This window comes from Cyanobium sp. ATX-6F1 (assembly GCF_047395825.1).
GTDB lineage: Bacteria > Cyanobacteriota > Cyanobacteriia > PCC-6307 > Cyanobiaceae > ATX-6F1.
Map to the genome: position 1 here is coordinate 101,156 of NZ_JBCEBF010000001.1, position 21,278 is coordinate 122,433.

Below are 21,278 nucleotides of genomic sequence, written 5' to 3' on the forward strand. Positions count from 1 at the left end.
GGGCTTCAACGGGGCTGGAGCACGGGGGTAGGCAGGGGCCGCCGACGGGGCTGCCAGCTCTCGAGCATCGCCTCCAGCCGGCGAGCCGCCTGGCGGGAGGGTTGGGGCTCCTGGCGCCGCCAGACGCTGCGCGCCATCAGCACCTCTTCTCCCTCGGGCCGCAGCCCCAGCCCGCGCAGCCAGCCGTTGCGGGGTTGATCGAGCACATCACTGCGCAGCAGCACCCCATCAAGGCCAGCGGCCGCCTCCCACATCAGGCGCTCAACCGGCGCCCCCAGCATCTGCTCCCATCCTGGGTGGATGGTGAGTTCCAGTTCGGGCAGGGACTGACCCGGCTCACTGCGCAGTCGGCGCACGGCCGCGACCGCCTGGCGGCGGCTGGTATCGATCAACAACAGGCTGGGGGCGCCGCTGTGGTCGAGCAGGTCTTCGACGCGGCGATCCAGCAACTGGCGCAGGTGGGCCGGACAGGCGGCCTGCTCCAGGTGCCAGAGCAGCGGGGCATTGCGGCGCTGGAGGGGCCGCACCTGCAAATCAGTCGGGAGCGCGGCCAGATCGGGGGAGATCGCGGCGGGGGACCAGCGCCACAGGATTTCGGTGCGCTGGGGCTGGAAGCCCAGCTGGCGCAGCAGGGCCAGGCGGTCACCATCGAGGCTGGAGGCGCTGGCGATCCAGCTGGCGGCGCCATGGCTGCGCTGAATCGCCTCCCGCAGCAGGGCCGTTTCCACCGCCAGGGTGCTGGGGCGGTCACCGCCTCCGGCCGCCTCACCATCGGCCACCCGCAGGTGACGCAACTCCCAGCAGCTGCCGCTGCGGTTGAGCCGCTGGCTCACCACCAGCCCGAACAGTCGCTGATCGGCTCCGGAGGCCACCAGCACCTGGGGCGCCAGGGGCCTACGGGAGGCCACCATGCTCAGCAGCCAGTCCGGTCCCTGCAGCAACAGCGCTCGCTGCAACAGCGGCTGCAAATCCAGGTAGGCGGCCTCGTGCAGCAGGGGGAGATGCCAACCCTGCAGCGGTTCGATCACCAATCCCCGGGGGTCGTGACGCACGGCAGTGGCGCTGATGGGTGGCTCGCGCTGAGCTTCAACTGTATCGACCCTGGTCGATTGCCGGGATCAGGCGGGTCGTACCACCACCAGCGGGGTGCGCTCGTTGGCATTGCCAGCGGGGTTGGGGCGCAGGGCCCGTTGCAGCAGCGCTTCATCGCAGCCGGCGCTGGAGGCGAGCACCTTGACCCGCCCCAGGTCGTTCACATCGACCACAGCCACGGGCACCCCCAGCTCCGCCGCGAGCTCGCGGCAGGTGCGCTCGGGCTGATCAGGGCCCAGCACGATCGTCTGGTCATAGGGGGTGGTACCGGTGATGTCATCGATCAGCCGGGCCTGGGAGCCGGCGAGGCGATAAAAGCCCCCTTTGCTGCCCACCAGCTTGAGCAGGCTGCCCAGGATCCAGGCCAAGAGCACCCGGGCGGGACCCACCTGGTCGATCAGGGTCTGCAGGCCGCAGGCGGTGGCCAGGCTGCTGGTGGGATGGAACACGCGGCAGAGCAGCCGGGCCAGGGCCGAGGGCTGCACAGTGGACGGGTGGTGGTAACGCCCCTGGATCACCGCCAGGGGCGTCTCGCCGATGGTGAGGATGTCGCCCGGCTGGAGCACGGCGCCCGCATAACGCCGGAGCACCTCGATCGGATCGTCAAGCACCCCCAGCAGGTGAGTGCGCACCGGAAGAACGCGGCAGCCATCCCCCAGGCGCCATTGGGCCGCCTCCGGTGCCACGGGAGCGGGCCTGCGCAGGGGCACCAACAGGCCATCACGGCGCTCAAGGCGGCCGAAGGGGCCGTAATTCACCCAAAAACATCCACCCAGAGGGTGTCGATCAGGGAGTTGAGATCGATACCGGCGGGGGCCTCGATGCGCACGGTCAACCTCGCCCGGGTGCGCTTGTGGCCTTTGACGATGTAGGCGGCCCAGTAGCCATCGGCTCGGGCCTCCTCATCGGGGTGAAGCGCCTCGATGCGTGTGCTGACCTTGAGCTGGTCGAGCCGACCCGTGCCCAGCAGGGTGGGCAGCACGCGCAGTTCGGGCACCATCACCTCCATGCGCCGGTGGGGGTTGGCGATCTCGATCTCACCGATCGCCTTGAGGCCCTGATCGAAGGGGCGCACGGACCAGGGACCCGAACGCAGGATCAGCGGCGAGGCGGGCCGCAGCCGATGGCGCAACTCCAGCACCAGCAGCGTGAGCCCGAACAGCAGGGCCACCGACAGGAGCAGGCTGAGCGGAAGGGAAAGGGCAGGCACGCCGGGCTGGTGAGGTCTGCGGGAGCGTAGGTCGGGCCAAGGCGGGGGTAGGTTTTCAACCAGGCCAGGCCCAGGGGGCGCCATGCGCAAGACCTTCGTTCTCGACACCAACGTCCTGCTGCACGACCCCCGTGCCCTCACCCGCTTCGAAGACAACGATGTGGTGATCCCGATCGAGGTGGTCGAGGAAATCGACCGCTTCAAGCGGGACTCCTCCGAGAAAGGCCGCAATGCCCGTCAGGTGTCACGGCTGCTGGATGGCCTGCGGCAGAAGGGCAACCTGTCCGACGGGGTGGAGATCGACGACGTTCACCACGGCCTCCTCAAGGTGGTGTTCTGCCGGAGCGAGACCCTCAGCCAGTTGCCGCCGGAGCTGAAGGCGGGCAACGGCGACAACAACATCCTGGCCGTGGCCCTGGAGCAGCGGCTGCAGGAGGTGATGGGCAGCAAGCGACCGGTGGTGCTGGTCACCAAGGACACCAACCTGCGCATCAAGGCCGATGCGGTGGGGCTGATCGCCCAGGACTACAGCACTGACAAGGTGGACCTGGCGGACCTCTACCCGGGGTTCTGTGAACTGCCGGTGAGTGCCGCTCTGATGGAGCAGTTTAAGGGCGGCGGGGGCCTGGGGATCGATCAGTTGCCCGACGGGGCGCGCTCGGGGGTGACGCTCCAGGCCAATGAAGGGGTGACGCTGGTGGATGAACTCCAGGGCAACCACACCCTGCTGGCCCGCTACGACGGGGCGACCCGCCGCCTGCAGCCGCTGCAGAAGGTGCATCGGATCAAGCTGGGGCGCATCCTGCCGCGGAACCGCGAGCAGACCTTCGCCCTCGATCTGCTGCTGGATCCGGCCATCCAGCTGCTCACGCTGGTGGGCAAGGCGGGCACGGGCAAGACCCTGCTGGCCCTGGCGGCGGGGCTGCACCAGGTGGCCGATGACCACCTCTACGACCGGTTGCTGGTGACCCGGCCGGTGATCCCCCTGGGCAAGGACATCGGCTTTCTGCCCGGCGATCTGCAGGACAAGCTGGGCCCCTGGATGCAGCCGATCATCGACAATCTCGATTTCCTGCTCGGATCCAGCGCCAGCGATGAACCAGGGGCCGGCCGCGGGCGGGGAACCGGGCCCAGCGCAGCAACTGGGCCGACCTCAAGGGCATGGGGCTGCTGGAGGTGGAGGCGATCAGCTACATCCGCGGCCGCTCGATTCCACGGCAGTTCATGGTGGTGGATGAGGCCCAGAACCTCACCCCCCACGAGGTCAAAACGATCGTCACCCGGGTGGGTGAGGGCACCAAGATCGTGCTCACCGGCGACCCTTATCAGATCGACAATCCCTATGTGGATGCCGACAGCAACGGCCTCACCTGGCTGGTGGAGCGCTTCAAGGGCCAGGTCCTGGCGGGCCATGTGACCTTGATGCGGGGCGAGCGCTCGGAGCTGGCGGAGTTGGCGGCGAATCTGCTTTGAGGCCCGGCAGGCCGCCGCTGGGCCAGGATTGAACCGATGAAGGTGCTTCGCTACGTCGATCCCCAGGGCATCATCCACCTGGCGGTGCAGCACTCCGACGGCTCCCACGAGCGCCTGAACGGCGAGCTGTTCGGCGCCCTCAACCCCAGTGGGGAGGCTGCCGACGTCAAGCGGGTGCTGGCGCCCCTGGAGCCAGGAACCATCTACTGCATCGGCCTCAATTACCGCCAGCACGCCGCCGAAACCGGCGCCGCCCTGCCTGAGCGGCCGGTGCTGTTCATGAAGGCCGCCTCCGCCCTGCAGCACCCCGGTGGGCCCATCGAACTGCCCCGGGCGCTGGCCAGCGACTCCGTCGACATTGAGGGTGAGTTGGCGGTGGTGATTGGCCGCCGCTGCAAGAACGTGCCGCGTGAGCGGGCCCTCGAGGTGGTGCTCGGTTACACCTGCGCCAACGATGTGAGCGCCCGCGACTGGCAGAAACGCCTGGGGGGCGGCCAGTGGTGCCGCGGCAAGACCTTCGACACCTTCGCCCCCTGGGCCCGCTGCTGGTGACGGCCGATGAGATCCCCGACCCCAACAGCCTGCGCCTGCGCACACTCCACAACGGCGTGACCGTGCAGGACGCGAGCACCAGCGACATGATCTTCGATGTGCCGGCGCTGATCGAATTCCTCAGCGGCAGCACCACCCTGTTGCCCGGCACCGTGATCCTCACCGGCACCCCCAGCGGCGTCGGCATGGCCGCTGATCCACCCCGCTGGCTTCAGAGCGGCGATCGCGTCGGTGTGCTGATTGAGGGCATCGGCCAGCTGGACAACCCGGTGATCGAGGAGCCACTCGGCTGAGGCCCGACACGATCACGCCGTGAACGGCACTCCCAGCTCAGGCTTCCCGGCGCTGATCACCTCCCAGGTGGAGCCATGGGCAGCGGCTTGGGCCTGGGGCAACAGGTGTTGCTGTCCAAGCGAGCAAGCGGGCCTGGGGCGCCTAGGAAGGATTCGGATGGCTCGGGGCCCTCGGGCGCCTCAAGCAGCACCATCGCCCAAGGGGAGCCGAGATGAACCAGCTGAACCTCCCCGCCCCCGCCGCCTGGCTGCGCCACTACCGAGCGGAGTGGTTTCGCCCCGATCTGCTGGCCGGCCTGACGGCGGCAGCGGTGGTGCTGCCCAAGGCAATGGCCTACGCCACCGTCGCCGGGTTGCCCGTGGAAGTGGGGCTCTACACCGCCCTGGTGCCGATGGTGATCTACGCGCTGCTGGGCAGCTCACGGCCCCTGAGCGTCAGCACCACCACCACCCTGGCGATCCTGGTGGGATCGGAACTGCAGCGCAGCGCCCCGGACGGTGATCCCGCCAGCCTGCTGGCCACCAGCGCCACGCTCACCCTGCTGGTGGGGGTGATGCTCACCCTGGCGGCGCTGCTGCGGCTGGGCTTCGTCGCCAACTTCATCAGCGAATCGGTGCTGGTGGGCTTCAAGAGCGGCATCGGTCTGGTGATCGTGGCCGACCAGTTGCCGAAGCTTCTCGGCCTGCACGTCGAAAAGATCGGCTTCTTCCGCGATCTCTCCTCTCTCCTCCAGCAGTTGCCTCAGACCTCACTGGCCACCACGGCCCTGGCCCTGGTGTTACTGGTCCTCCTGGTGGGGCTGCATCGATGGCATCCGAGCCTGCCCGCCCCGCTGCTGGCGATCGCCGTGGCGATCGGCGCCTCGGCCCTGCTGGGGCTTGATCGCTTCGGGGTGGCCGTGGTGGGCCCGGTGCCCACGGGCCTGCCGCCGCTGGTGCTGCCCCATCTGGATGACGTGCTGCGGCTCTGGCCCGCCGCCGCCGGCATTGCCCTGATGAGCTTCACCGAGAGCATCGCCGCCGCCCGCACCTTCGGCAACGGCAACGAGCCCCGGCCCGCGGCCAACCAGGAGCTGGTGGCCCTGGGGCTGGCCAACATCGGCGGCGCCTGCTTCGGCGCCATGGCCGCCGGCGGTGGCACCACCCAGACGGCCGTGAACCGCCTGGCGGGGGCGCGCTCCCAGATGGCGGAACTGATCACCGCCGCCGGCGCCGCCCTCACCCTGCTGCTGCTGGCCCCCTGATCGCCCGCATGCCCATCGCCGCCCTGGCGGCGGTGGTGGTCGTCTACTCCTTCGAGCTGATCGCGCCTGGGGAGTTCCTGGCGATCCGGCGCGTGCGTGTCACCGAGTTCCACTGGGCCCTGATCGCCTTCGCCGGGGTGGTGCTGCTGGGCACCTTGAAGGGGATCCTGGTGGCGGTGGTGGTGTCGCTGCTGGCCCTGGCCCAGCAGGAGGTGAACCCGCCCGTCTACGCCCTGGCCCGTAAACCCGGCAGCGATGTGTTCCGGCCGATCTCGCCGGAACACCCCGAAGACCAGACCTGGCCAGGCCTGCTGCTGCTGCGGGCCGAGGGCCGCCTGTTCTTTGCCAATGCCCAGTCCGTGGCCACCTTGATGCGCCACCTGATCGATGCGGTCCAGCCGAAGGTGGTGGTGCTCGATTGCAGCGCCGTGATCGACATCGAGTACTCGGCCCTGCGCATGATGATCGAAGCCGATCAGAACATGGCCCGCCATGGCGTCAGCCTCTGGCTGGCGGCCCTCAACCCCCACGTGTTGGAGGTGGTGCAGAAGTCGGAGCTGGGAGCGCGCCTCGGCCGCGAGCGGTTGTTGTTCAACGTGGAGCGGGCCGTGGAGCGCTTCGAGGACCTGTCCGAGTCAGGGGCATAGGTGCTGGAGTCGGTGGGCCCAGCGCCCTTGACAGGCCCCACAGCCCTGCCCAGGGTTGGGCCCCCACCGATGTCCTCGGGTCAGACGGATGACGCGCTCCTCCCCCACCGCCGGCAACCCCCTGGTGGATGGCATCGCCAGGGTTCTGCTCAGCCTCGTGTTCGTCCATGCCCTGCTGGGCAAACTGACGGGCTTCGAGGCCGTCGCCGCCAAGATCGCCGCCAAGGGATTGCCGTTCCCCTCCCTGCTGCTGGGGGCGGCGGTGCTGCTGTTGGCGGTGGGTTCGCTGCTGCTGATCAGCGGCTGGAAGCGGCGACTCGGGGCGGTGCTGCTGCTGGTGTTCCTGATCCCCACCACCTTGATCTTCCACGGCGCCGTGGCCGAACTCCCCGAGCGCATTCAGCTGCTGAAAAACGTGGCGATCATCGGTGGGCTGCTGCTGGTGGCCAACCAGAGCGATTGAGGGAACCGGGGGCTGGCAGGCTGGGGCGATGACCAGCAGCTCCAGCACCGCCGCCGCCTCGGCCCCAGGCAGCACCTTGTCCCTGGCCGAAGCGGTGGCCCGGCGGCGCAATTTCGCGATCATCTCCCACCCGGATGCGGGCAAGACCACCCTCACCGAGAAACTGCTGCTCTACGGGGGCGCGATCCAGCAGGCCGGCGCGGTGAAGGCCAAGGGCGAGCAGCGCAAGGTCACCTCCGACTGGATGGAACTGGAGAAGCAACGCGGCATCTCGATCACCTCCACTGTTCTGCAGTTCGACTACGCCGGCAACACCGTCAACCTGCTGGACACCCCGGGCCACCAGGACTTCTCGGAGGACACCTACCGCACCCTGGCCGCCGCCGACAACGCGGTGATGCTCGAGGACGCCGCCAAGGGGCTCGAACCCCAGACCCGCAAGCTCTTTGAGGTCTGCCGGCTGCGGCGGGTGCCGATCTTCACCTTCATCAACAAGATGGACCGACCGGGGCGCGAGCCCCTGGAGCTGATCGATGAGATCGAGAGCGAGCTGGGCCTCACCTGCTGGCCGGTGAACTGGCCGATCGGCAGCGGCGACCGCTTCCGTGGCGTGATCGACCGGCGCAGCGGCGACGTGATCCTGTTCGAGCGGGCCGAGCGCGGCAAGCAGGCCGCCGAGCGGCGCCTTTCGGTGGCCCAGGCCCGCGCCACGGGCGCCGTGGAGCCGGAGCTGCTGCATCAGGCCCTTGAAGAGCTGGAGCTGCTGGATGGGGCCGGCGCCGAGCTGGATCTGGAGCTTGTGCATGCGGGCGAACTGAGCCCGGTGTTCTTCGGTTCAGCGATGACCAACTTCGGGGTGCGTCCCTTCCTCGATGCCTTCCTGGAGCTGGCCCAGCGCCCGGTGGCCCGCAGCGGCAGCGATGGCCCGGTGGATCCGTTGCGCGAGGAGTTCAGCGGCTTCGTGTTCAAGCTCCAGGCCAACATGGACCCCCGTCACCGCGACCGCATCGCCTTCGTGCGCGTGTGCTCGGGCCGCTTCGAAAAGGACATGACCGTGCGCCACGCGCGCACGGGTAAGACGATCCGGCTCTCGCGGCCCCAGAAGCTGTTCGGGGCCGACCGCGAGGTGGTGGAGGACGCCTACCCGGGCGATGTGATCGGCCTCAACAACCCCGGCATGTTCGCCATCGGCGACACGTTGTACGTGGGGCGAAAGGTGGAATACGAGGGCATCCCCTGCTTCAGCCCGGAGATCTTCTCCTGGCTGCGCAACCCCAACCCCTCGGCGTTCAAGAGTTTTCGCAAGGGGTGAACGAGCTGCGCGAGGAGGGGGCCGTGCAGGTGCTCTATGACACCGACGCCAGCAAACGGGATCCGATCCTGGCGGCCGTGGGCCAGCTGCAGCTGGAGGTGGTGCAGTACCGCCTGGAGAACGAATACGGCGTGCCCACTCGCCTGGAGCCCCTGGGCTACTCCGTGGCCCGCTGGGTGGTGGGGGGCTGGGGGGCCCTGGAGGCGGTCGGGCGTTTGTTCAACTGCAAGACCGTTCGCGACGCCTGGGACCGGCCGGTGCTGCTGTTCAAGAACGACTGGAACCTGCACCAGCTGGCCGAGGATCACCCCAGGCTTGAGCTCTCCGCGGTGGCACCGGTGGTGAGTGGGGTGGAGCCGATCGCGTTGTAAGAAGCGGCGCGCCAGAATCTTTGCAACGAAAGGTCACAGTCATGGCTGAGCCGCTCTGGCTGGTTCGCCCCCGCCGCGATGGAGGTTGCGATTACGTCCGCTTCCTGCCCACCCAGGAGCGGGTCGAGGTGCGTGAAGGGAGCCACCTGCCACCCCAGATGCCCCTGCTCAAACACCGCCAATGGGTGCAGCGGGCGGAAGCCGAAGCCCAGAGCCTCCACTTGCAACAGGAAGGTGGCTATCGCTGCAGTGAGCCCCTGTTTTGAGCGCCGCCTCGATACGCTCAGGCCAGCACAGCGCGTCCCGCGCCGGGACCCATGAACCAGGCCTCTGACCAGCCCTCCAGTGATGCCGCCGCTCCGGGGCCCTACGAACGCCTCGGTGTCACGGCCGACGCCAGCTTCGATGAGGTGCAGGCCGCCAAGCTGGCCCGTCTCAAGGACCTGGGCAACGATCCCCAGGCCAAGGCCCTGATCGAGGCCGCCTACGACAGCGTGCTGATGGACCGGCTCAAGGAGCGCCAGCAGGGCAAGGTCAGCAGTGCCGCCCTCAATGCCTCCCAAAGGGAAGCGGCCAGGCCCACCGCCACAGCCCCCAGCCGGCCAGCGCTTCCGTCCTTCCCCTCCCTGCCGCGGCTCCCCGCCGGGAGGCTCCAGGCCCCACGCTTCAGCCTGCCCCAACTGCAACTGGCCGAAGGGCGGGAACGCTGGTTCCCCCTGGCCGCCGACGGGGTGCTGCTGACCTTGGTTCTGCTCGCCCCCGGCGCCTCACCCGAACTGCTGCTGGCCATGTCCACAGGCGTGACCGTGATCAACCTGCAACGCCGTAACGGCCGCTTCCTGGCGGCCGTGGGCTGGAGCTTTCTGCTGTTGAGCGTGGGCCTGGCACTGGGGGCCCTGCTGCTCGGTCTTCTCCACCCCGGCCTGCCCCTGGGGCTGCCCCTGAACGCCTTGCAGGTGCAGGCGCTGCCGGCGCTGCTGCTGCTCCTCCTGGGGGCGCTGCTGATCGCCTGAGGTCGGGCCTCCCCATGCTCGTCCAGCGGGGGCCGCTCAGCCCAGGGCTGGAAACGAGCCCCTTAGGCCACCCACCAGCATCTGCACGGCGATGGCCGTGAGCAACAGGCCCATCAGCCGGCTGATCACCTTTTCCTGCAGCTCCCCCAGGGCCCGGCGCAGGGGCATCGACACCAGCAGCACCAGGTAGATCCCCAGCGCCAGCAGGGCGATGATCGCGCTCAGGGCCAGGCGCCCCTGCCAATTCGGCGGGGCATCCGACACCACCAGAGAGATGGCGCCAGGCCCGGCCAGCAAGGGCAGGCCGATCGGCACCACCCCCAGCAGGCCCTCATCGAGGTCGAGTTCGGAGCTGCTCACCTCCTTGCCATCGATCAGGCGCAGGCCGATCGGCAGCAGGATCAGGCCGCCGGCCACCCGAAACGAATCGAGGGTGATCGCGAACAGATCCAGCAGCGCCTGGCCCCACCAGCAGGCGGCCAGCAGCGTGAGCAGAAAGGTGAGCACCGCCAGGCGGCTGATGCGCCGCACACGGCTCGGGTCGTTGCCGGCGGCCTTGGCCACCACCGGCAGCACGCTGATCGGCGAGCTGATCGCCAGCAGACCGACGGCGGTGTTGATCAACGACACGGCGGCCCCCCAGATGGAACGGGGGCTCACCGTAAGGCCCGTGGACGCTGCTCGCTGGCTGGGATCCATGCCCCAGCATCCGTCATCCTGATCAGGCTCGCCGGGCGAGGGTGCCTGATGACTGGCTCACCGGCAGACCGGCTTGCGGTGATCGGTGCCGGGGTTTCCGGCTGCGCGCTCGTGGCCCAGCTGCGGCGGTTGGGCTGGCACGGTGACCTGAGCGTCTGGGAAACAGGACGGGGCCCGGGTGGTCGGGCCAGCACCCGTCGCTCCCGCAGCGACGGCGGACGGCGCCTCGATCACGGAGCTCCCCTGTTCAACATCAGCTCCAGCCCTGAGCCGGCCTTACTGGCGCCGCTGCTGGAGGGGGCTGGATCGAGCCCTGGCCCGGCCGCCTCGCCCAGCTCGATGTCGACGGCGCTCTGCATCCCCACCCGGGTGATCGCCTCCATGGGGGACGGCTCTTCCGTGGCCGTGGCGGCATGGATCAGCTCTGCCAAGGACTGCTGGAACTGGCGGGCGGCAGGGTCGAGCTGCGTTTCGGCACCCTGGTGCGCCACCTGGCGGTGACCCCCACGGGGCCCTGGCAGCTACTTGATGACGGCCAGCAGCTGCTGGACGAGGCCGACTGGCTGGTGCTGAGCGGCACCCTGCTCGCCCATCCCCGCAGCCAGCAGCTCCTGGGCTGGGAGGAGCCTCCCCTGCAGCCGGTGGCCCGAAGCCTGGGGGACCCCCAGCTCACGGAAGCCATGGCCTCGATCGCGGCCCTTGGCTACGAGCCCCGCTGCGTCTTGCTGCTTCTGATCGACGCGAGCAGGGCCGATCACTGGCGCAAGTTGCCGTTTCGCTTGCTTGAATTCCAGCCTGCGGCCCGGCAGCGTTGGGGCCTTGAAAGGCTGGCCCTCCAACCGCTCGAGGATGGACGCTGCGCTGTGGTGGTGCATTCCACAGACGCCTTCGCTTCGCGGCATCTCAGCGTCTACGGCGCAGGCTCGGCGATCGCCCGGCTGCAGCCCACGCAGCCCAGCGGCGAACGGGAGCAGGCGGTGATCGCGGAGCTCACAGCAGCCCTGCAGCAGGTGCTGAAGCACTGGATCAGCCCCTGCGATCTGGGGGATGGTCCGAGCAAGTTGATGCGCTGGGGTGCCGCCTTTGCCCAGCCGCCAGGGCTGCCCGCCGAGCTGATGCTGTGCCCGCAGAGCCGCATCGGCTTCTGCGGCGATGGGCTGGAGGGCCCTGGATTCGGCCGCGTCGAGGGAGCCCTGCTCAGCGGCGAACGACTGGCGAACCGCCTGGTCTCAACCCTCCGAGCGCACTAGGCCTGGGAAGGGCGATTCCGCCGTCGCCCCAGGGGCTCGATCCAGGACACGCGCACCTGATCGTGATGGAGTTTCAAGGCCGGCAGGCGGCAGCCCAGCCGAATGGCCCCTTGATCCAGCAGGCGTCCAAGGCGCAGGGCCGTCGCCTCCTCGAGCCGGGAAAAGCGGTTCTGCTGCCGGGTGATCCAGCCCAGCTCGGAGGGGGTGATCACCCCAGTGGAGAGGGACTCAAGGAACAGCTCACCAACCGTCATGACTTTTTGTAACGGAACCTCAGCAAGTCTGTCAGCCCGTTCCCTGGGCCGTGGGTTGAGCTGGATCCTGGGTTCCCGAACGCTCCGGTTCAGGCGCAAGGGTGACCCGGGCGATGAACGCCTCCGCCTGCTCCCGTTGCCGCGCACGCTTGGCCGGCTCGATCCGATCGTGCAGCGCCACCATCATCGAAAGGCGGGGGTTGGCGGCAAAAAATCCCGGTGGAGATCAATGAAGCGCCAGTAGAGCCCATCCCAGATCTCGCACCACGGGCCCCGGGGACCGCCACCCATCTTGAGGATGTAGTTGGAACCGCAGATGTAGGGCTTCGTGGCGAAGATCCCCCCATCACTCATCTGACCCATCCCGTACACGTTGGGACCCATCACCCAGGCGTAGGAATCGATATAGCGCTCCATGAACCAGCCGTAGACCTCGCCGGGGTGGATCTCGCAGAGCAACATCAGGTTGCTGATCACCATCAGGCGCTCGATGTGGTGATTCCAGGCGAGACGGTTCAGCCTCTCGATCGCCTGATCCAGGGGCGGCAGACCCGTTTCGCCGGCATTCCAGCAGGGGGCCAGACGGCGCTGGTGACCCCAGAAATTGCCCCCTGCCTGGCGCTCGCCGTACACCAGATCGATGCCGCGCACGAACTCCCGCCAGCCCACCACCTGGCGCAGGAATCCCTCCAACGAGGCGATCGGCGTGGCGGCGACGGCGGCGTGATCCAAGGTCTGCCTCACCACGGTCGCGGGGCTGAGCAGGCCGATGTTGAGCAGGGGCGCGAGCAGGGAGTGCTGCAGCACATCGTCACTGGAGCTCAGGGCGTCCTCAAAAGGTCCGAAGTCATGGAGGCGCACCGCCAGGAACTGATCCAGCCAGTCCTGGGCGCCGGCGTGATCGAAGGGCACCACCAGGGGCCCCAGCTGGCCGGGATTCTGCGGGAAGTGGGTCTCAATCAGGGCGCGCACCGCCGGCTCCTCGGCACTGGGCGACACCTGGGGCAACGGCGGTTCCCGGTAGCCCCTGGGCAGCTTGCGGCGGTTGTCGGCATCAAAACTCCAGCGGCCACCGCTGGGGCTGCCGTCGGCCTCGATCAGCAGATTCAGGCGCCGGCGCTGGCGCTCGTAGAAGGTTTTCATGAACGGCCGCCGCCGCCCCTCGAACTCAGCGCGGCTTTCCGCCGCGCTGGCCAGAAAAGCCGGCGACGGCAGCACCACCAACGCCACCTGGCGCTGGTGGCAGAACGCCACCAGCTCGGCCTGAACACCGGGATCGGGAATTTCGGCGATCCGCAGCTCCGGCTGGAACCCATCCGCCGCGGCCTGGGCAAGCTCCTGCTCCAGGCGCCCCCAGAAACTGAGGCCGATGGAGTCGCCCAGCTCGAAGTAGTGCACGGGAATCGCGGCGGCCCGCAGGGCCTCGCGGAAGGCCCGCATCGCCACGAAACAATGGAGCAGCCGCAGCTTGTGATAACGAAACCGCGACGCCAGGCCGAGGTCTTCCACCATCAGCACCCGGCTGGAGGGATCGAGCCGCAAGGGCGGGGCCGTGAGCCACTCGGGGTGCAGCTGGTTGCCAAGAATCAGGGTCAGTCCCATGGCGTCAGAAGCTCCCTGGCACGCTGAATTCGCCCGAGCGATCATCTTGGCGCTGAGCTCCCGACTTGATCAGCGGGCGAAAGTGGAGGCCGGGGCCCTTGACGCAGGGAGCACTCACTGGCTGGAAACCGCCTGCGGGAGAGCCAACAGACGCCCGACGACCAGCCGCCACAGCTCAGCCCAGCTCCAGGTACCAGCGCAGCAGTGCGGCGAGTTGACCGGCCGGCCCCCGGCCGGTGATCAACTCGCCCACCACGGCGGCAACAAAGCCGAGCATGGCGGCGCGCCCATTGAGCCGCTCCACCCCCGCCAGCGCCGTGGTGTTCCAGGGCCTGCGGGTTGTGAGGCCCTCCCCGAAGCGCTCCAGCGGCTCGTAGCGGAACGAATCATTGGCCAAGGGGTGTGCACGCAGCGGTGCAGAGCCTATGGGTCCTGCGTCCTCCCCTGCGACCTGGATCGATCCCACGTCAGAGTTGGATCAGCTCGCTGGGCCGGTGGAGCGCCAACAGGAGGTGGAAGCGATGGAGCGCACGATTGCTGAGCTGACCTCATTGCTCGTCGGCCGCGGCGGCCAGCGGGTGGATTTCGCTCCCGGTGATGGCCGTGACTTCGGCCAAGGTTGCTGGACCATCTACGAAGCGGACGACGACCCGACCCTGGTGCTGATCATCGGCCGGGAGAAAGGGAGCATGAGCGTCAACGTCGAGCGAGACAGCGGCCTGCTGCAGACGCTCGAGCTGGACGACGACGAGGGCGGCACGGTGATGGCGCTGGCCTGGTGGCCGGGCCTCGAGAGAGCCGAGGAGCTGTGCGATCTGGCTGTTGCACTGTGGGGCGATCGCCGCAAGCAGATCCGTCGCTGGCTCAGCGCAGGGGAGACGATCCCTGACACCTGATCCACCTTGGGCGCAAGGCCCTGGAGTGTCTGAACAGGCCGAAGGCAGGGTGATCGCTGATCGCTGCGGCTGAAGCTGCCGGCACTTCCAGTCCCAACGGTTCAGGCGCCTCGATCCGAGCAGCGGATCTCAACCCGGGAACTGCTTTCAGTCCCAAGCCGGTCCGCGGAAGCCGCCAGCCTGCGCTCCACCGGCACAAACCCAAGCCAGCCTGGCTATGCCTGGGCCAGGCCCCACGCCCCTCCACCCACCACCGGGCTTTCTACGCTGAAACGTGAGCTCCACCACCATCCGCTCGGGCGCCCCGCTGGCCTCCATCGAGGCTGAAGCCCTCCGCCTGCTGGAGCAGCTGAGCCTCAGCGAAAAGCTCGCCATGCTCGATGGCGGCACCTCCTTCTGGCGGGGGATGGAGGCGATCATCCGCCGCGATGCGGGTCATCGCCAGAGCTGGCCCGCTGGCGTGGTGCCGCGCCTGGGGATCGGCGGGTTGCATTTCGTCGACGGACCACGCGGCGTGATCCTCGAAGGCGGCGCCACCACCTTTCCGGCCAGCATCAGCCGCGGCGCCTGCTGGGATCCGGAGCTCGAAGAGCGCATCGGAGCGGCCATGGGCCGGGAGGCCCGCAGCTTTGGCGCCAACCTGTTCGGCGGGGTATGTGTCAACGTGCTGCGCCACCCCGGCTGGGGCCGGGCCCAGGAGACCTACGGCGAAGATCCGCTGCACGTGGGATCGATGGGGGCGGCCCTGAGCCGCGGCGTGCAGCGCCACGCCATCGCCTGCGTCAAGCACTTCGCCCTCAACTCGATCGACAGTGCCCGCTTCCGCGTCGACGTGAGCGCCCGCGCGCGGGTGCTGCACGAGCTGTATCTGCCCCAGTTCCGCGCCTGCATCGAGGCTGGAGCGATGGCGGTGATGAGCGCCTACAACAGTGTCAATGGTCAGTGGTGCGGCCAGCACCCGGAGCTGCTCAGCACCATCCTCAAGCGGCGCTGGGGGTTCCGGGGATTCGTGCTCACCGACTTCATCTTCGGCCTGCGCGATGGGCCCGGGGCCGTGCTGGCCGGCCTCGACCTGGAGATGCCCTTCAAGATGGTGCTGGCCGCCAGCCTGGCCGAAGCGGTGGCCCAGGGAACGGTGCCGATCAGCCGCATCGACGATGCGGTCTTGCGCCAACTGCGCGCCCAGCTCGCCGTTCCCGCCGGTGACTACCCGCCCTCCCTGCGGGGCTGCGCCGCCCACCGCGCCCTGGCCCGGGAAGCCGCCACCAAGGCGATCGTGCTGCTCCGAAATCAAGACGCGGCGCTGCCGTTCAGCGGACTGCGCTCCCTGGCGGTGCTGGGCCGGCTGGCGGCCGTGCCCAACCTGGGCGATCACGGCTCCTCCGACACCCGACCGGCTTCGGTGCTGACGCCGCTGGAGGGTCTGCGGGCCGCCAATCCAGCCACGGCGATCCGTTACGACGACGGCTCAGAGCGGCAACGGGCCGCCGCCCTGGCCGCGGGGTGCGAGGCGGCGGTGGTGGTGGTCGGTCTGAACTGGAACGACGAGGGCGAGCACTTCAACCCCGGCGACATCGCCCCGATCCTCCAGCACCTGCCACCCCCGGGGCTCTTGCTGCGCTGGTTCGGGCGCGCCCGGCTGGCGCCGGTGTGGTCGCGCATCGCCCGGGCGATCGCCGCCTTCACTCACCACGGCTCCGGCCATGCGATTCCCGGCTTCGCCGCCGGCGATCGCACCGAGCTGGGCCTGGCGCCGGAGCAAGAAGCGCTGATCCTGACCGTGGCGGCCGCGAACCCGCGCACGGTCGTGGTGCTGATGGGCGGCGGCGCGATCCTCTGTGAACGCTGGCGATTGGCGGTGCCCGCGATCGTGCTGCTCGGCTACCCCGGCATGGAGGGGGCGCGGCCCTCGCCGATGTGCTCTTCGGCCAGGTGTCCCCCTCGGGCCGCCTGCCCTTCAGCGTGCCCACCGACCACGACCATCTTCCCGACTTCGATCCCCGCGCCCAGCGGATCACCTACGACCTCTGGCACGGCTACCGGCGCCTGGGGCGCGATGGCCACACCGCGGCTTTCCCGTTCGGCTTCGGGCTCTCCTATGTCGGCTTCGAGCACACCGACGTGGTGGTGACGCTCGAGAGCAACGAGGCGTGCAACGACGGCTCCACCAGGCAGCTGAAGGTGGAGCTGACGGTGCGCAACACCGGCCTGATGGCGGCCGATGAGGTGGTGCAGGTCTACGCAGGCGTCCCCGCCCTGGCGGTGGAGCGTCCCAGACGGATGCTGGTGGGCTTCCAGCGGCTGCGGCTGGAGGCCGGCACAGCCGAGCGGGTGGTGGTGCTGATCCCCCTGCGGCACCTGGCCTACTTCGATGAGGGGCGCGATGCCTTCGTGGTCGAGGCCGGCCGACACCGGCTGCGCGTGTGCCGCCACGTCGAGGACGACGGCATCGGCGCCGACCTGGAGCTGACCGAGATGGTGCTGGGCCGCTGAGGGGAAGGCACTGGGGCGATGGCCGATGATCGCCCGATGGCGACCCCTTCCCTCGATCTCGATCCCGCCGACTGGCGCCGGGTGCGCGACGCGCTGCGCTACCTCGGCCGGGATCTGCACCACCGCTCCTATGGCGTCGAGGCCAGCCGGCGGGAGCTGCTCTGGGCCGAAATGGACGCCTGCCTCGCCCTGGCGGAGCGGATCGAGGCCGCCCAGCCGCAGGACCCCGGCTGAACGCCTCAACTCAACTGGTCAGGTCACTGAGGGCTCCAGCTCGGCGATCAGCTCGCGCAGCTCGCCTTCGTCCACCCGGTAGACCTCGTTGCAGAAATGGCAGGTGAGCTCGGCGTGGCCCTCATCGCGGAGCATCTCGCCGAGTTCATCACGGCCCAGCAACTTGAGGGCGTTGACGCTGCGGCGGCGGGTGCAGGGGCAGTGAAAACTCACGGCCTGCTGAGCCTCGGCGTCCTCCAGCAGCTGGGGATCCAGGTCGGGAAAGATGTCTTCCAGCAGGCGCTGCAGATCACCGGTGCTGGCGGCCAGCCGGGCACTGAAATCGCGGATCTCGCGGCAGCGGTCTTCCAGCAGGGCCACCAGGGCCGGCTCCTGGGCTGCCTTGGGCAGCACCTGCACCAGCACCCCGCCAGCACAGCGCACACCACTGCTGTCGATCTGCTCGCCCACGAACAGGGCCGAGGGGGTCTGCTCGGAGTGCAGCAGGTAGGAAGCCACGTCGTCGCCGATGCCGCCGCTCACCAGCTCCACCGTGCTGCTGAACGGTTCACCCGTGCCCAGATCCCGCACCACGTGCAGGTAGCCAGTGCCGGTGGCCTTGCGGAAATCGAAACGCACCGGCCCCTCGCCGTTCTCCCCTGCGGGGGACTCCACCAGGTCGAGCTCCAGGCCGGGGTTGCCCACATGGCCGCGCACCGTGCCATCGCGGCCCGCATCCACCGTCAGCCCCCGCAGCGGCCCATCCGACTGGATGCGCAGGTTCACCCTCCCGTGGCGCACCTTCATCGAGCTGGCCAGCAGCAGGCCGGCGGTCATTGCCCGGCCCAGCAGGACTGTGGCCAGGAACGAGAGCCCATGGCGGCGGCGGGCGTAGCGGCTGGTGACCGTGGTGTTGGCGGCCACCAGGCGGATCCCGCCACCGGCCGCGGTGGCCCGCACCAACTGATCCGCCATCGACGCTGCCCGCTCTCAGGGCATCGTACGGAGCGCCGGCAGGGGCCTGAGCGCTCCGCCCCGCAGCTCCCAGCCCCGCTCGATCAGTCCCCGGAACAGCTCCGGCTCGTGGGTCACCACCAGCAGCACCCGGCCGCTGCTGAGCTTCCCGATCAGCTGCAGCACCTCATCGCGCACCGACCAATCGAGGCCGGCGGTGGGCTCATCGAGCAGCAGCACCTTGGGCTCGCGCAGCAACTGCACCGCCAGGGCCAGCCGCCGCTGCTGGCCGCCGCTGAGCCGCTCCGGCGCCTGCTGCAGCGAGAGCGCCCCCAGCCCCACCTGCTCGAGCACCTCCTGCACGCGCTCGCTGGCCAGGCGCCGCTGGCCGAGCTTCAGCTCCTGGCCCACCGTGAGCCCGAGGAAATGGCGTTCGGGGAACTGAAACACCAGGCCGCAGAGCCAGCGCCGCTGGCGGCCCTTGAGGGCCTCGCCGTTCCAGAGGATCGAGCCGCTGCTGGGCTCCGCCAGGCCGCTGAGCAGCTCCAGCAGGGTGGTCTTGCCGCTGCCGCTGCGACCCGCCACCAGGGCCGGCTCCCCCTCTTGGAGCGTCAGGTTCAGGCCGGCGAGCACGGGCTCAGCCGCGGTGGCCGGGTGGTAACCCACCGAACGCAGTTCGAGCATGGCGCGGCCGTCGTGGTCCCAGCTTGCCTGCCGGCCGTGTTGGAGTGGGGGCGCTGCCGATGCCCCGCCGTGGAGGTCCGCTTCCGCTCGATCGATCCGTTCAACTGCTGGCTGTGGCTGCGCTTTGAGCACCCGCCTGGCTCCGGAGAGCGCGGTTACCTCGACACCGTGTTCGACAGCTGGTTCGTGCTCGGCAAGCTCGGCGGCTTCAACGCCGAGACCCTGCAGGCCCACGAGGAGGGGGTCGACCTGGGCTGGATGGCCTACGACAACGACGAAGCTGAAGCGGCCCTGCCGGCCCTGATGCACAACCTGGGGCCCCTGGAGTACCGGGATAACTGGGGCCGCTGCTGGGTGGACCTGGGCACCAGTGACGCCCTGGCCCTCGATGTGCTGTTCAACGTGCTGCGCCAGCTCGACAACGACCTGGTGCGGATCGAGGAGCTGGTGGTCGGCGGCGTCAACGAGGACTGGCCGGTGGAGGACCAGCCCGACAGCCCCTTCATCGGCCTGAACCCGCGCTCGGACGAGGACCAGGACGAGAACGACGACGACGACGAGAACGACGACGATGACGAGCCAGGCACCGCCGGCGCTGCCAACCGCAACAGCGACCAGGGCTGAGCGTGGCCCGTGAACTGCGGCGCCTGCTGATCGATCCAGCGCGGCTCGCCCCCGAGCTGCCGCTCAGGCCTGAGGAAATCCGTTACCTGACGCGGGTGCTGCGCTATAGCCCGGGCGATCGGGTCGAACTCACGGATGGGGCCGGCGGCCTCTGGAGCGCGGTCCTGATCGGCAAGGATCGCCTGGCTCTGGAGCAGCCGCTCGGGCGGCCCCTGCGCCGGGAACCGCCGCCGGCCCTGCGCCTGGAGCTGGCGATCGCGGTTCCCAAGCGGGACATGGACCTGGTGGTGCGCATGGCCTGTGAGCTGGGGGTGGACCGGCTGCAGCCCCTGCGGGCGGAGAACAGCGCCCTGGTGGGCAGCCAAAAAAGCGAGCGCTGGGAGGCGATCCTGCGGGAGGCCAGCGAGCAGTGCGAGCGGCTCTGGTTGCCCGAGCTGGCGCCACCCGTGCCGGCTGCCCCCTGGCTGGGGGCCGCGGCCCAAGGGGTGCGCTGCGCCTGCTGAGCACCACCCGTCAGCAGGGGTTGCCGCTGCTGGGTGAGGTGCTGAGTGAGCTTGGGCCGCAGCCTCCCGCCACCCTCTCCCTGGCCTGCGGACCGGAGGGGGCTGGAGTGGGGCCGAAGAGGCGGCCGCCGGCGCCAGCGGCTGGCGGTTCGTGAGCCTGGGGCCCCGCATCCTGCGCTGCTCCACCGCGGCGGTGGCGGGCCTGGCCGTTCTCGACCACTGGCGTGCCGGAGCGGGCACGAGCCGGGGCGAAGACTGGGGCGAGAACAGGGGCGATCCAGCGGCGCTGCGATGATCCAGGCTCCGATCTCCGAGCGCAGCGCAGCCATGGCCGGGCCAGGGTCAGGATCCGTCGACCAGCAGGGCGCCCAGCTCCGGCGGATCGCCGCACGCTTTGCCCTCGGGGGCGCCATCGCCGCGATCGAGCCCCTGGGCAACGGCAACGTCAACGACACCTACCGCGTCACCCTGAGCGGGGACCGCGCGCGCCGTTTCGTGCTGCAGCGCCTGAACACCACGGTGTTCCCCCATCCGGAGCGGGTGATGGGCAACATCGCGGCCCTGGGGAACCACCTGGAGGGCCGCCTGGCCCAGGAGGCTGCCGGCCCCGGCCGCCGCTGGGAGGTGCCGCGGCTGATCGCCCCCCTTGGCGCAGAGAAGCACTGGGTGCAGGACGGCGACGACGTCTGGCGCCTCACCACCTACATCGAAGGCGCCCAAAGCCTGGAGACCGTGGCCACCGAGGCCCAGGCCTGGCAGCTGGGCTTCGGTCTGGGCACCTTCCATCGGCTGCTGAGCGATCTGCCGATCGAGGCTCTGGCCGACACCCTCGAAGGCTTCCACATCACCCCCGCGTACCTGGCGGCCTACGAACGGGCCCTGGCCTGCAGTACGGCGGCCTCCTGCGAGGAACTCAGCTTCTGCCAGGCCTTCGTGGCCGAGCGCAGCGCCCTGGCAGGGGTGCTCGAGACCGCCAAGGACCAAGGCGTCCTTCGGCTGCGGCCGATCCACGGCGATCCGAAGGTCAACAACGTGATGCTGGATACGGCCAGCGGCGCGGCCATCGCCCTGGTGGACCTGGACACGGTCAAACCCGGTCTGATCCACTACGACATCGGCGACTGCTGCCGCTCGGGCTGCAACCCCCTGGGGGAGGAAACCAAGGACTGGCAAGCCGTGTGTTTCGATCCCGGCCGCTGCGAGGCGATCCTGGCGGGCTACCTCAACGCCGCCCGGGGCTCCTCACCACTGGGGACATCGCCTACCTGTTCGATGCGATCCGCCTGATCGCCTTCGAGCTGGGCCTGCGCTTCCTCACCGATCACCTGCAAGGCGACGTCTACTTCAAGACGCGAGAGGCGGGGCAGAATCTCGATCGAGCCCTGGTGCAATTTCAGCTCACCGCCAGCATTGAGGCCCAGGAGGAGGCGATTCGC

21 protein-coding genes and 6 pseudogenes are annotated in these 21,278 nt (G+C 69.3%); 18 read left to right on the forward strand and 9 right to left on the reverse strand.

What is annotated here, in order from left to right; translation table 11 throughout:
* Positions 1 to 5: 5 nt before the first annotated feature.
* Positions 6 to 1,052: a hypothetical protein gene (locus AAF143_RS00640; protein WP_255005038.1), complete on the reverse strand. Its 1,047-nt coding sequence runs from the start codon at positions 1,050 to 1,052 to the stop codon at positions 6 to 8.
* Between the two features lie 66 nt (positions 1,053 to 1,118).
* Positions 1,119 to 2,302 (reverse strand): annotated as a pseudogene (locus tag AAF143_RS00645) (F420-0:Gamma-glutamyl ligase).
* Between the two features lie 82 nt (positions 2,303 to 2,384).
* On the opposite strand from AAF143_RS00645, the pseudogene AAF143_RS00650 reads away from it, so the two are divergent.
* From AAF143_RS00650 to AAF143_RS00685, 8 genes and pseudogenes are all read left to right on the forward strand, one after another.
* A pseudogene (locus tag AAF143_RS00650) lies at positions 2,385 to 3,775 on the forward strand (PhoH family protein).
* Between the two features lie 36 nt (positions 3,776 to 3,811).
* Positions 3,812 to 4,620, forward strand: a pseudogene (locus AAF143_RS00655) (fumarylacetoacetate hydrolase family protein).
* A 212-nt stretch (positions 4,621 to 4,832) separates the two neighbouring features.
* Positions 4,833 to 5,864: a SulP family inorganic anion transporter gene (locus AAF143_RS00660; protein ID WP_414026365.1), complete on the forward strand. Its 1,032-nt coding sequence runs from the start codon at positions 4,833 to 4,835 to the stop codon at positions 5,862 to 5,864.
* A gap of 8 nt (positions 5,865 to 5,872) precedes the next feature.
* The gene (locus AAF143_RS00665) at positions 5,873 to 6,511 is read left to right on the forward strand and encodes an STAS domain-containing protein (RefSeq protein WP_414026366.1); all 639 of its coding nucleotides are present in this window, start codon (positions 5,873 to 5,875) and stop codon (positions 6,509 to 6,511) included.
* Between the two features lie 88 nt (positions 6,512 to 6,599).
* Positions 6,600 to 6,974, forward strand: coding sequence for a DoxX family protein (locus AAF143_RS00670; protein WP_255005043.1), 375 nt, complete (start codon positions 6,600 to 6,602; stop codon positions 6,972 to 6,974).
* A gap of 28 nt (positions 6,975 to 7,002) precedes the next feature.
* Positions 7,003 to 8,657, forward strand: a pseudogene (locus AAF143_RS00675) (peptide chain release factor 3).
* 41 nt (positions 8,658 to 8,698) lie between these two features.
* Positions 8,699 to 8,923: a hypothetical protein gene (locus AAF143_RS00680; RefSeq protein ID WP_255005045.1), complete on the forward strand. Its 225-nt coding sequence runs from the start codon at positions 8,699 to 8,701 to the stop codon at positions 8,921 to 8,923.
* A 51-nt stretch (positions 8,924 to 8,974) separates the two neighbouring features.
* Positions 8,975 to 9,670 carry a CPP1-like family protein gene (locus AAF143_RS00685; RefSeq protein WP_255005046.1) on the forward strand — a complete coding sequence of 232 codons (696 nt, stop codon included), beginning with the start codon at positions 8,975 to 8,977 and terminating at the stop codon, positions 9,668 to 9,670.
* A 36-nt stretch (positions 9,671 to 9,706) separates the two neighbouring features.
* On the opposite strand, the gene AAF143_RS00690 is transcribed toward AAF143_RS00685, so the two are convergent.
* Positions 9,707 to 10,330, reverse strand: a complete 624-nt coding sequence (locus AAF143_RS00690; protein ID WP_414026367.1) for a MarC family protein — start codon at positions 10,328 to 10,330, stop codon at positions 9,707 to 9,709.
* Positions 10,331 to 10,417: 87 nt separating this feature from the next.
* Here AAF143_RS00690 and AAF143_RS00695 point away from each other — a divergent pair, with 87 nt between their 5' ends.
* Both AAF143_RS00695 and AAF143_RS00700 read left to right on the forward strand, forming a co-directional pair.
* Positions 10,418 to 10,870 carry an NAD(P)-binding protein gene (locus AAF143_RS00695; protein ID WP_414026368.1) on the forward strand — a complete coding sequence of 151 codons (453 nt, stop codon included), beginning with the start codon at positions 10,418 to 10,420 and terminating at the stop codon, positions 10,868 to 10,870.
* On the forward strand, positions 10,783 to 11,619 hold the full coding sequence (locus AAF143_RS00700) for an FAD-dependent oxidoreductase (protein WP_414026369.1): 837 nt from the start codon (positions 10,783 to 10,785) through the stop codon (positions 11,617 to 11,619). The genes AAF143_RS00695 and AAF143_RS00700 overlap by 88 nt, the downstream gene beginning before the upstream one ends.
* On the opposite strand, the gene AAF143_RS00705 is transcribed toward AAF143_RS00700, so the two are convergent.
* The 4 genes from AAF143_RS00705 to AAF143_RS00720 form a co-directional block, all read right to left on the reverse strand.
* Positions 11,616 to 11,873 carry a hypothetical protein gene (locus AAF143_RS00705; RefSeq protein WP_255005049.1) on the reverse strand — a complete coding sequence of 86 codons (258 nt, stop codon included), beginning with the start codon at positions 11,871 to 11,873 and terminating at the stop codon, positions 11,616 to 11,618. The genes AAF143_RS00700 and AAF143_RS00705 overlap by 4 nt on opposite strands.
* A gap of 31 nt (positions 11,874 to 11,904) precedes the next feature.
* Positions 11,905 to 12,054, reverse strand: coding sequence for a hypothetical protein (locus AAF143_RS00710; RefSeq protein ID WP_414026370.1), 150 nt, complete (start codon positions 12,052 to 12,054; stop codon positions 11,905 to 11,907).
* Between the two features lie 2 nt (positions 12,055 to 12,056).
* Positions 12,057 to 13,475 carry a cryptochrome/photolyase family protein gene (locus tag AAF143_RS00715; protein ID WP_414026371.1) on the reverse strand — a complete coding sequence of 473 codons (1,419 nt, stop codon included), beginning with the start codon at positions 13,473 to 13,475 and terminating at the stop codon, positions 12,057 to 12,059.
* Positions 13,476 to 13,650: 175 nt separating this feature from the next.
* Positions 13,651 to 13,872 carry a chlorophyll a/b-binding protein gene (locus tag AAF143_RS00720; RefSeq protein ID WP_255005051.1) on the reverse strand — a complete coding sequence of 74 codons (222 nt, stop codon included), beginning with the start codon at positions 13,870 to 13,872 and terminating at the stop codon, positions 13,651 to 13,653.
* A 76-nt stretch (positions 13,873 to 13,948) separates the two neighbouring features.
* Between AAF143_RS00720 and AAF143_RS00725 the strand changes: the two genes are divergently transcribed.
* The 4 genes and pseudogenes from AAF143_RS00725 (at position 13,949) to AAF143_RS00740 (ending at position 17,098) form a co-directional block, all read left to right on the forward strand.
* Complete coding sequence (locus AAF143_RS00725; RefSeq protein ID WP_414026372.1) at positions 13,949 to 14,371, forward strand: hypothetical protein; 423 nt, start codon at positions 13,949 to 13,951, stop codon at positions 14,369 to 14,371.
* 406 nt (positions 14,372 to 14,777) lie between these two features.
* Positions 14,778 to 16,411 (forward strand): annotated as a pseudogene (locus AAF143_RS00730) (glycoside hydrolase family 3 protein); the annotation flags it as partial.
* Between the two features lie 87 nt (positions 16,412 to 16,498).
* Positions 16,499 to 16,864, forward strand: a complete 366-nt coding sequence (locus tag AAF143_RS00735) for a fibronectin type III-like domain-contianing protein (protein WP_414026867.1) — start codon at positions 16,499 to 16,501, stop codon at positions 16,862 to 16,864.
* Positions 16,865 to 16,882: 18 nt separating this feature from the next.
* A complete protein-coding gene (locus tag AAF143_RS00740) occupies positions 16,883 to 17,098 on the forward strand; it encodes a hypothetical protein (protein WP_414026373.1) in 216 nt (71 codons plus the stop codon).
* Between the two features lie 18 nt (positions 17,099 to 17,116).
* Here AAF143_RS00740 and hslO read toward each other — a convergent pair whose 3' ends face one another.
* Together hslO and AAF143_RS00750 are read right to left on the reverse strand one after the other, a co-directional pair.
* On the reverse strand, positions 17,117 to 18,052 hold the full coding sequence (gene hslO, locus AAF143_RS00745) for an Hsp33 family molecular chaperone HslO (RefSeq protein ID WP_255005055.1): 936 nt from the start codon (positions 18,050 to 18,052) through the stop codon (positions 17,117 to 17,119).
* A gap of 15 nt (positions 18,053 to 18,067) precedes the next feature.
* Positions 18,068 to 18,715, reverse strand: a complete 648-nt coding sequence (locus tag AAF143_RS00750; protein ID WP_255005056.1) for an ABC transporter ATP-binding protein — start codon at positions 18,713 to 18,715, stop codon at positions 18,068 to 18,070.
* A 69-nt stretch (positions 18,716 to 18,784) separates the two neighbouring features.
* Here AAF143_RS00750 and AAF143_RS00755 point away from each other — a divergent pair.
* The 4 genes and pseudogenes from AAF143_RS00755 to AAF143_RS00770 form a co-directional block, all read left to right on the forward strand.
* Positions 18,785 to 19,219 (forward strand): annotated as a pseudogene (locus AAF143_RS00755) (DUF3531 family protein); the annotation flags it as partial.
* A 122-nt stretch (positions 19,220 to 19,341) separates the two neighbouring features.
* Positions 19,342 to 19,842, forward strand: a complete 501-nt coding sequence (locus AAF143_RS00760; RefSeq protein WP_414026374.1) for an RsmE family RNA methyltransferase — start codon at positions 19,342 to 19,344, stop codon at positions 19,840 to 19,842.
* A gap of 151 nt (positions 19,843 to 19,993) precedes the next feature.
* Entirely contained in the window at positions 19,994 to 20,137 is a 144-nt protein-coding gene (locus AAF143_RS00765) for a hypothetical protein (protein WP_414026375.1), read from the forward strand.
* Positions 20,134 to 21,129: a phosphotransferase enzyme family protein gene (locus tag AAF143_RS00770; RefSeq protein ID WP_414026376.1), complete on the forward strand. Its 996-nt coding sequence runs from the start codon at positions 20,134 to 20,136 to the stop codon at positions 21,127 to 21,129. The genes AAF143_RS00765 and AAF143_RS00770 overlap by 4 nt, the downstream gene beginning before the upstream one ends.
* The last annotated feature ends 149 nt before the right edge of the window (positions 21,130 to 21,278 follow it).

What these genes read in the sequence shown, in the direction of transcription:
- AAF143_RS00660 (WP_414026365.1), top strand. Translation starts at nt 4,833, where the DNA reads ATGAACCAGCTGAACCTCCCCGCCCCCGCCGCCTGGCTGCGCCACTAC.
- AAF143_RS00665 (WP_414026366.1), top strand. Translation starts at nt 5,873, where the DNA reads ATGCCCATCGCCGCCCTGGCGGCGGTGGTGGTCGTCTACTCCTTCGAG.
- AAF143_RS00670 (WP_255005043.1), top strand. Translation starts at nt 6,600, where the DNA reads ATGACGCGCTCCTCCCCCACCGCCGGCAACCCCCTGGTGGATGGCATC.
- AAF143_RS00680 (WP_255005045.1), top strand. Translation starts at nt 8,699, where the DNA reads ATGGCTGAGCCGCTCTGGCTGGTTCGCCCCCGCCGCGATGGAGGTTGC.
- AAF143_RS00685 (WP_255005046.1), top strand. Translation starts at nt 8,975, where the DNA reads ATGAACCAGGCCTCTGACCAGCCCTCCAGTGATGCCGCCGCTCCGGGG.
- AAF143_RS00695 (WP_414026368.1), top strand. Translation starts at nt 10,418, where the DNA reads ATGACTGGCTCACCGGCAGACCGGCTTGCGGTGATCGGTGCCGGGGTT.
- AAF143_RS00700 (WP_414026369.1), top strand. Translation starts at nt 10,783, where the DNA reads ATGGATCAGCTCTGCCAAGGACTGCTGGAACTGGCGGGCGGCAGGGTC.
- AAF143_RS00705 (WP_255005049.1), bottom strand. Translation starts at nt 11,873, where the DNA reads ATGACGGTTGGTGAGCTGTTCCTTGAGTCCCTCTCCACTGGGGTGATC.
- AAF143_RS00715 (WP_414026371.1), bottom strand. Translation starts at nt 13,475, where the DNA reads ATGGGACTGACCCTGATTCTTGGCAACCAGCTGCACCCCGAGTGGCTC.
- AAF143_RS00740 (WP_414026373.1), top strand. Translation starts at nt 16,883, where the DNA reads ATGGCCGATGATCGCCCGATGGCGACCCCTTCCCTCGATCTCGATCCC.
- hslO (WP_255005055.1), bottom strand. Translation starts at nt 18,052, where the DNA reads ATGGCGGATCAGTTGGTGCGGGCCACCGCGGCCGGTGGCGGGATCCGC.
- AAF143_RS00750 (WP_255005056.1), bottom strand. Translation starts at nt 18,715, where the DNA reads ATGCTCGAACTGCGTTCGGTGGGTTACCACCCGGCCACCGCGGCTGAG.
- AAF143_RS00770 (WP_414026376.1), top strand. Translation starts at nt 20,134, where the DNA reads ATGATCCAGGCTCCGATCTCCGAGCGCAGCGCAGCCATGGCCGGGCCA.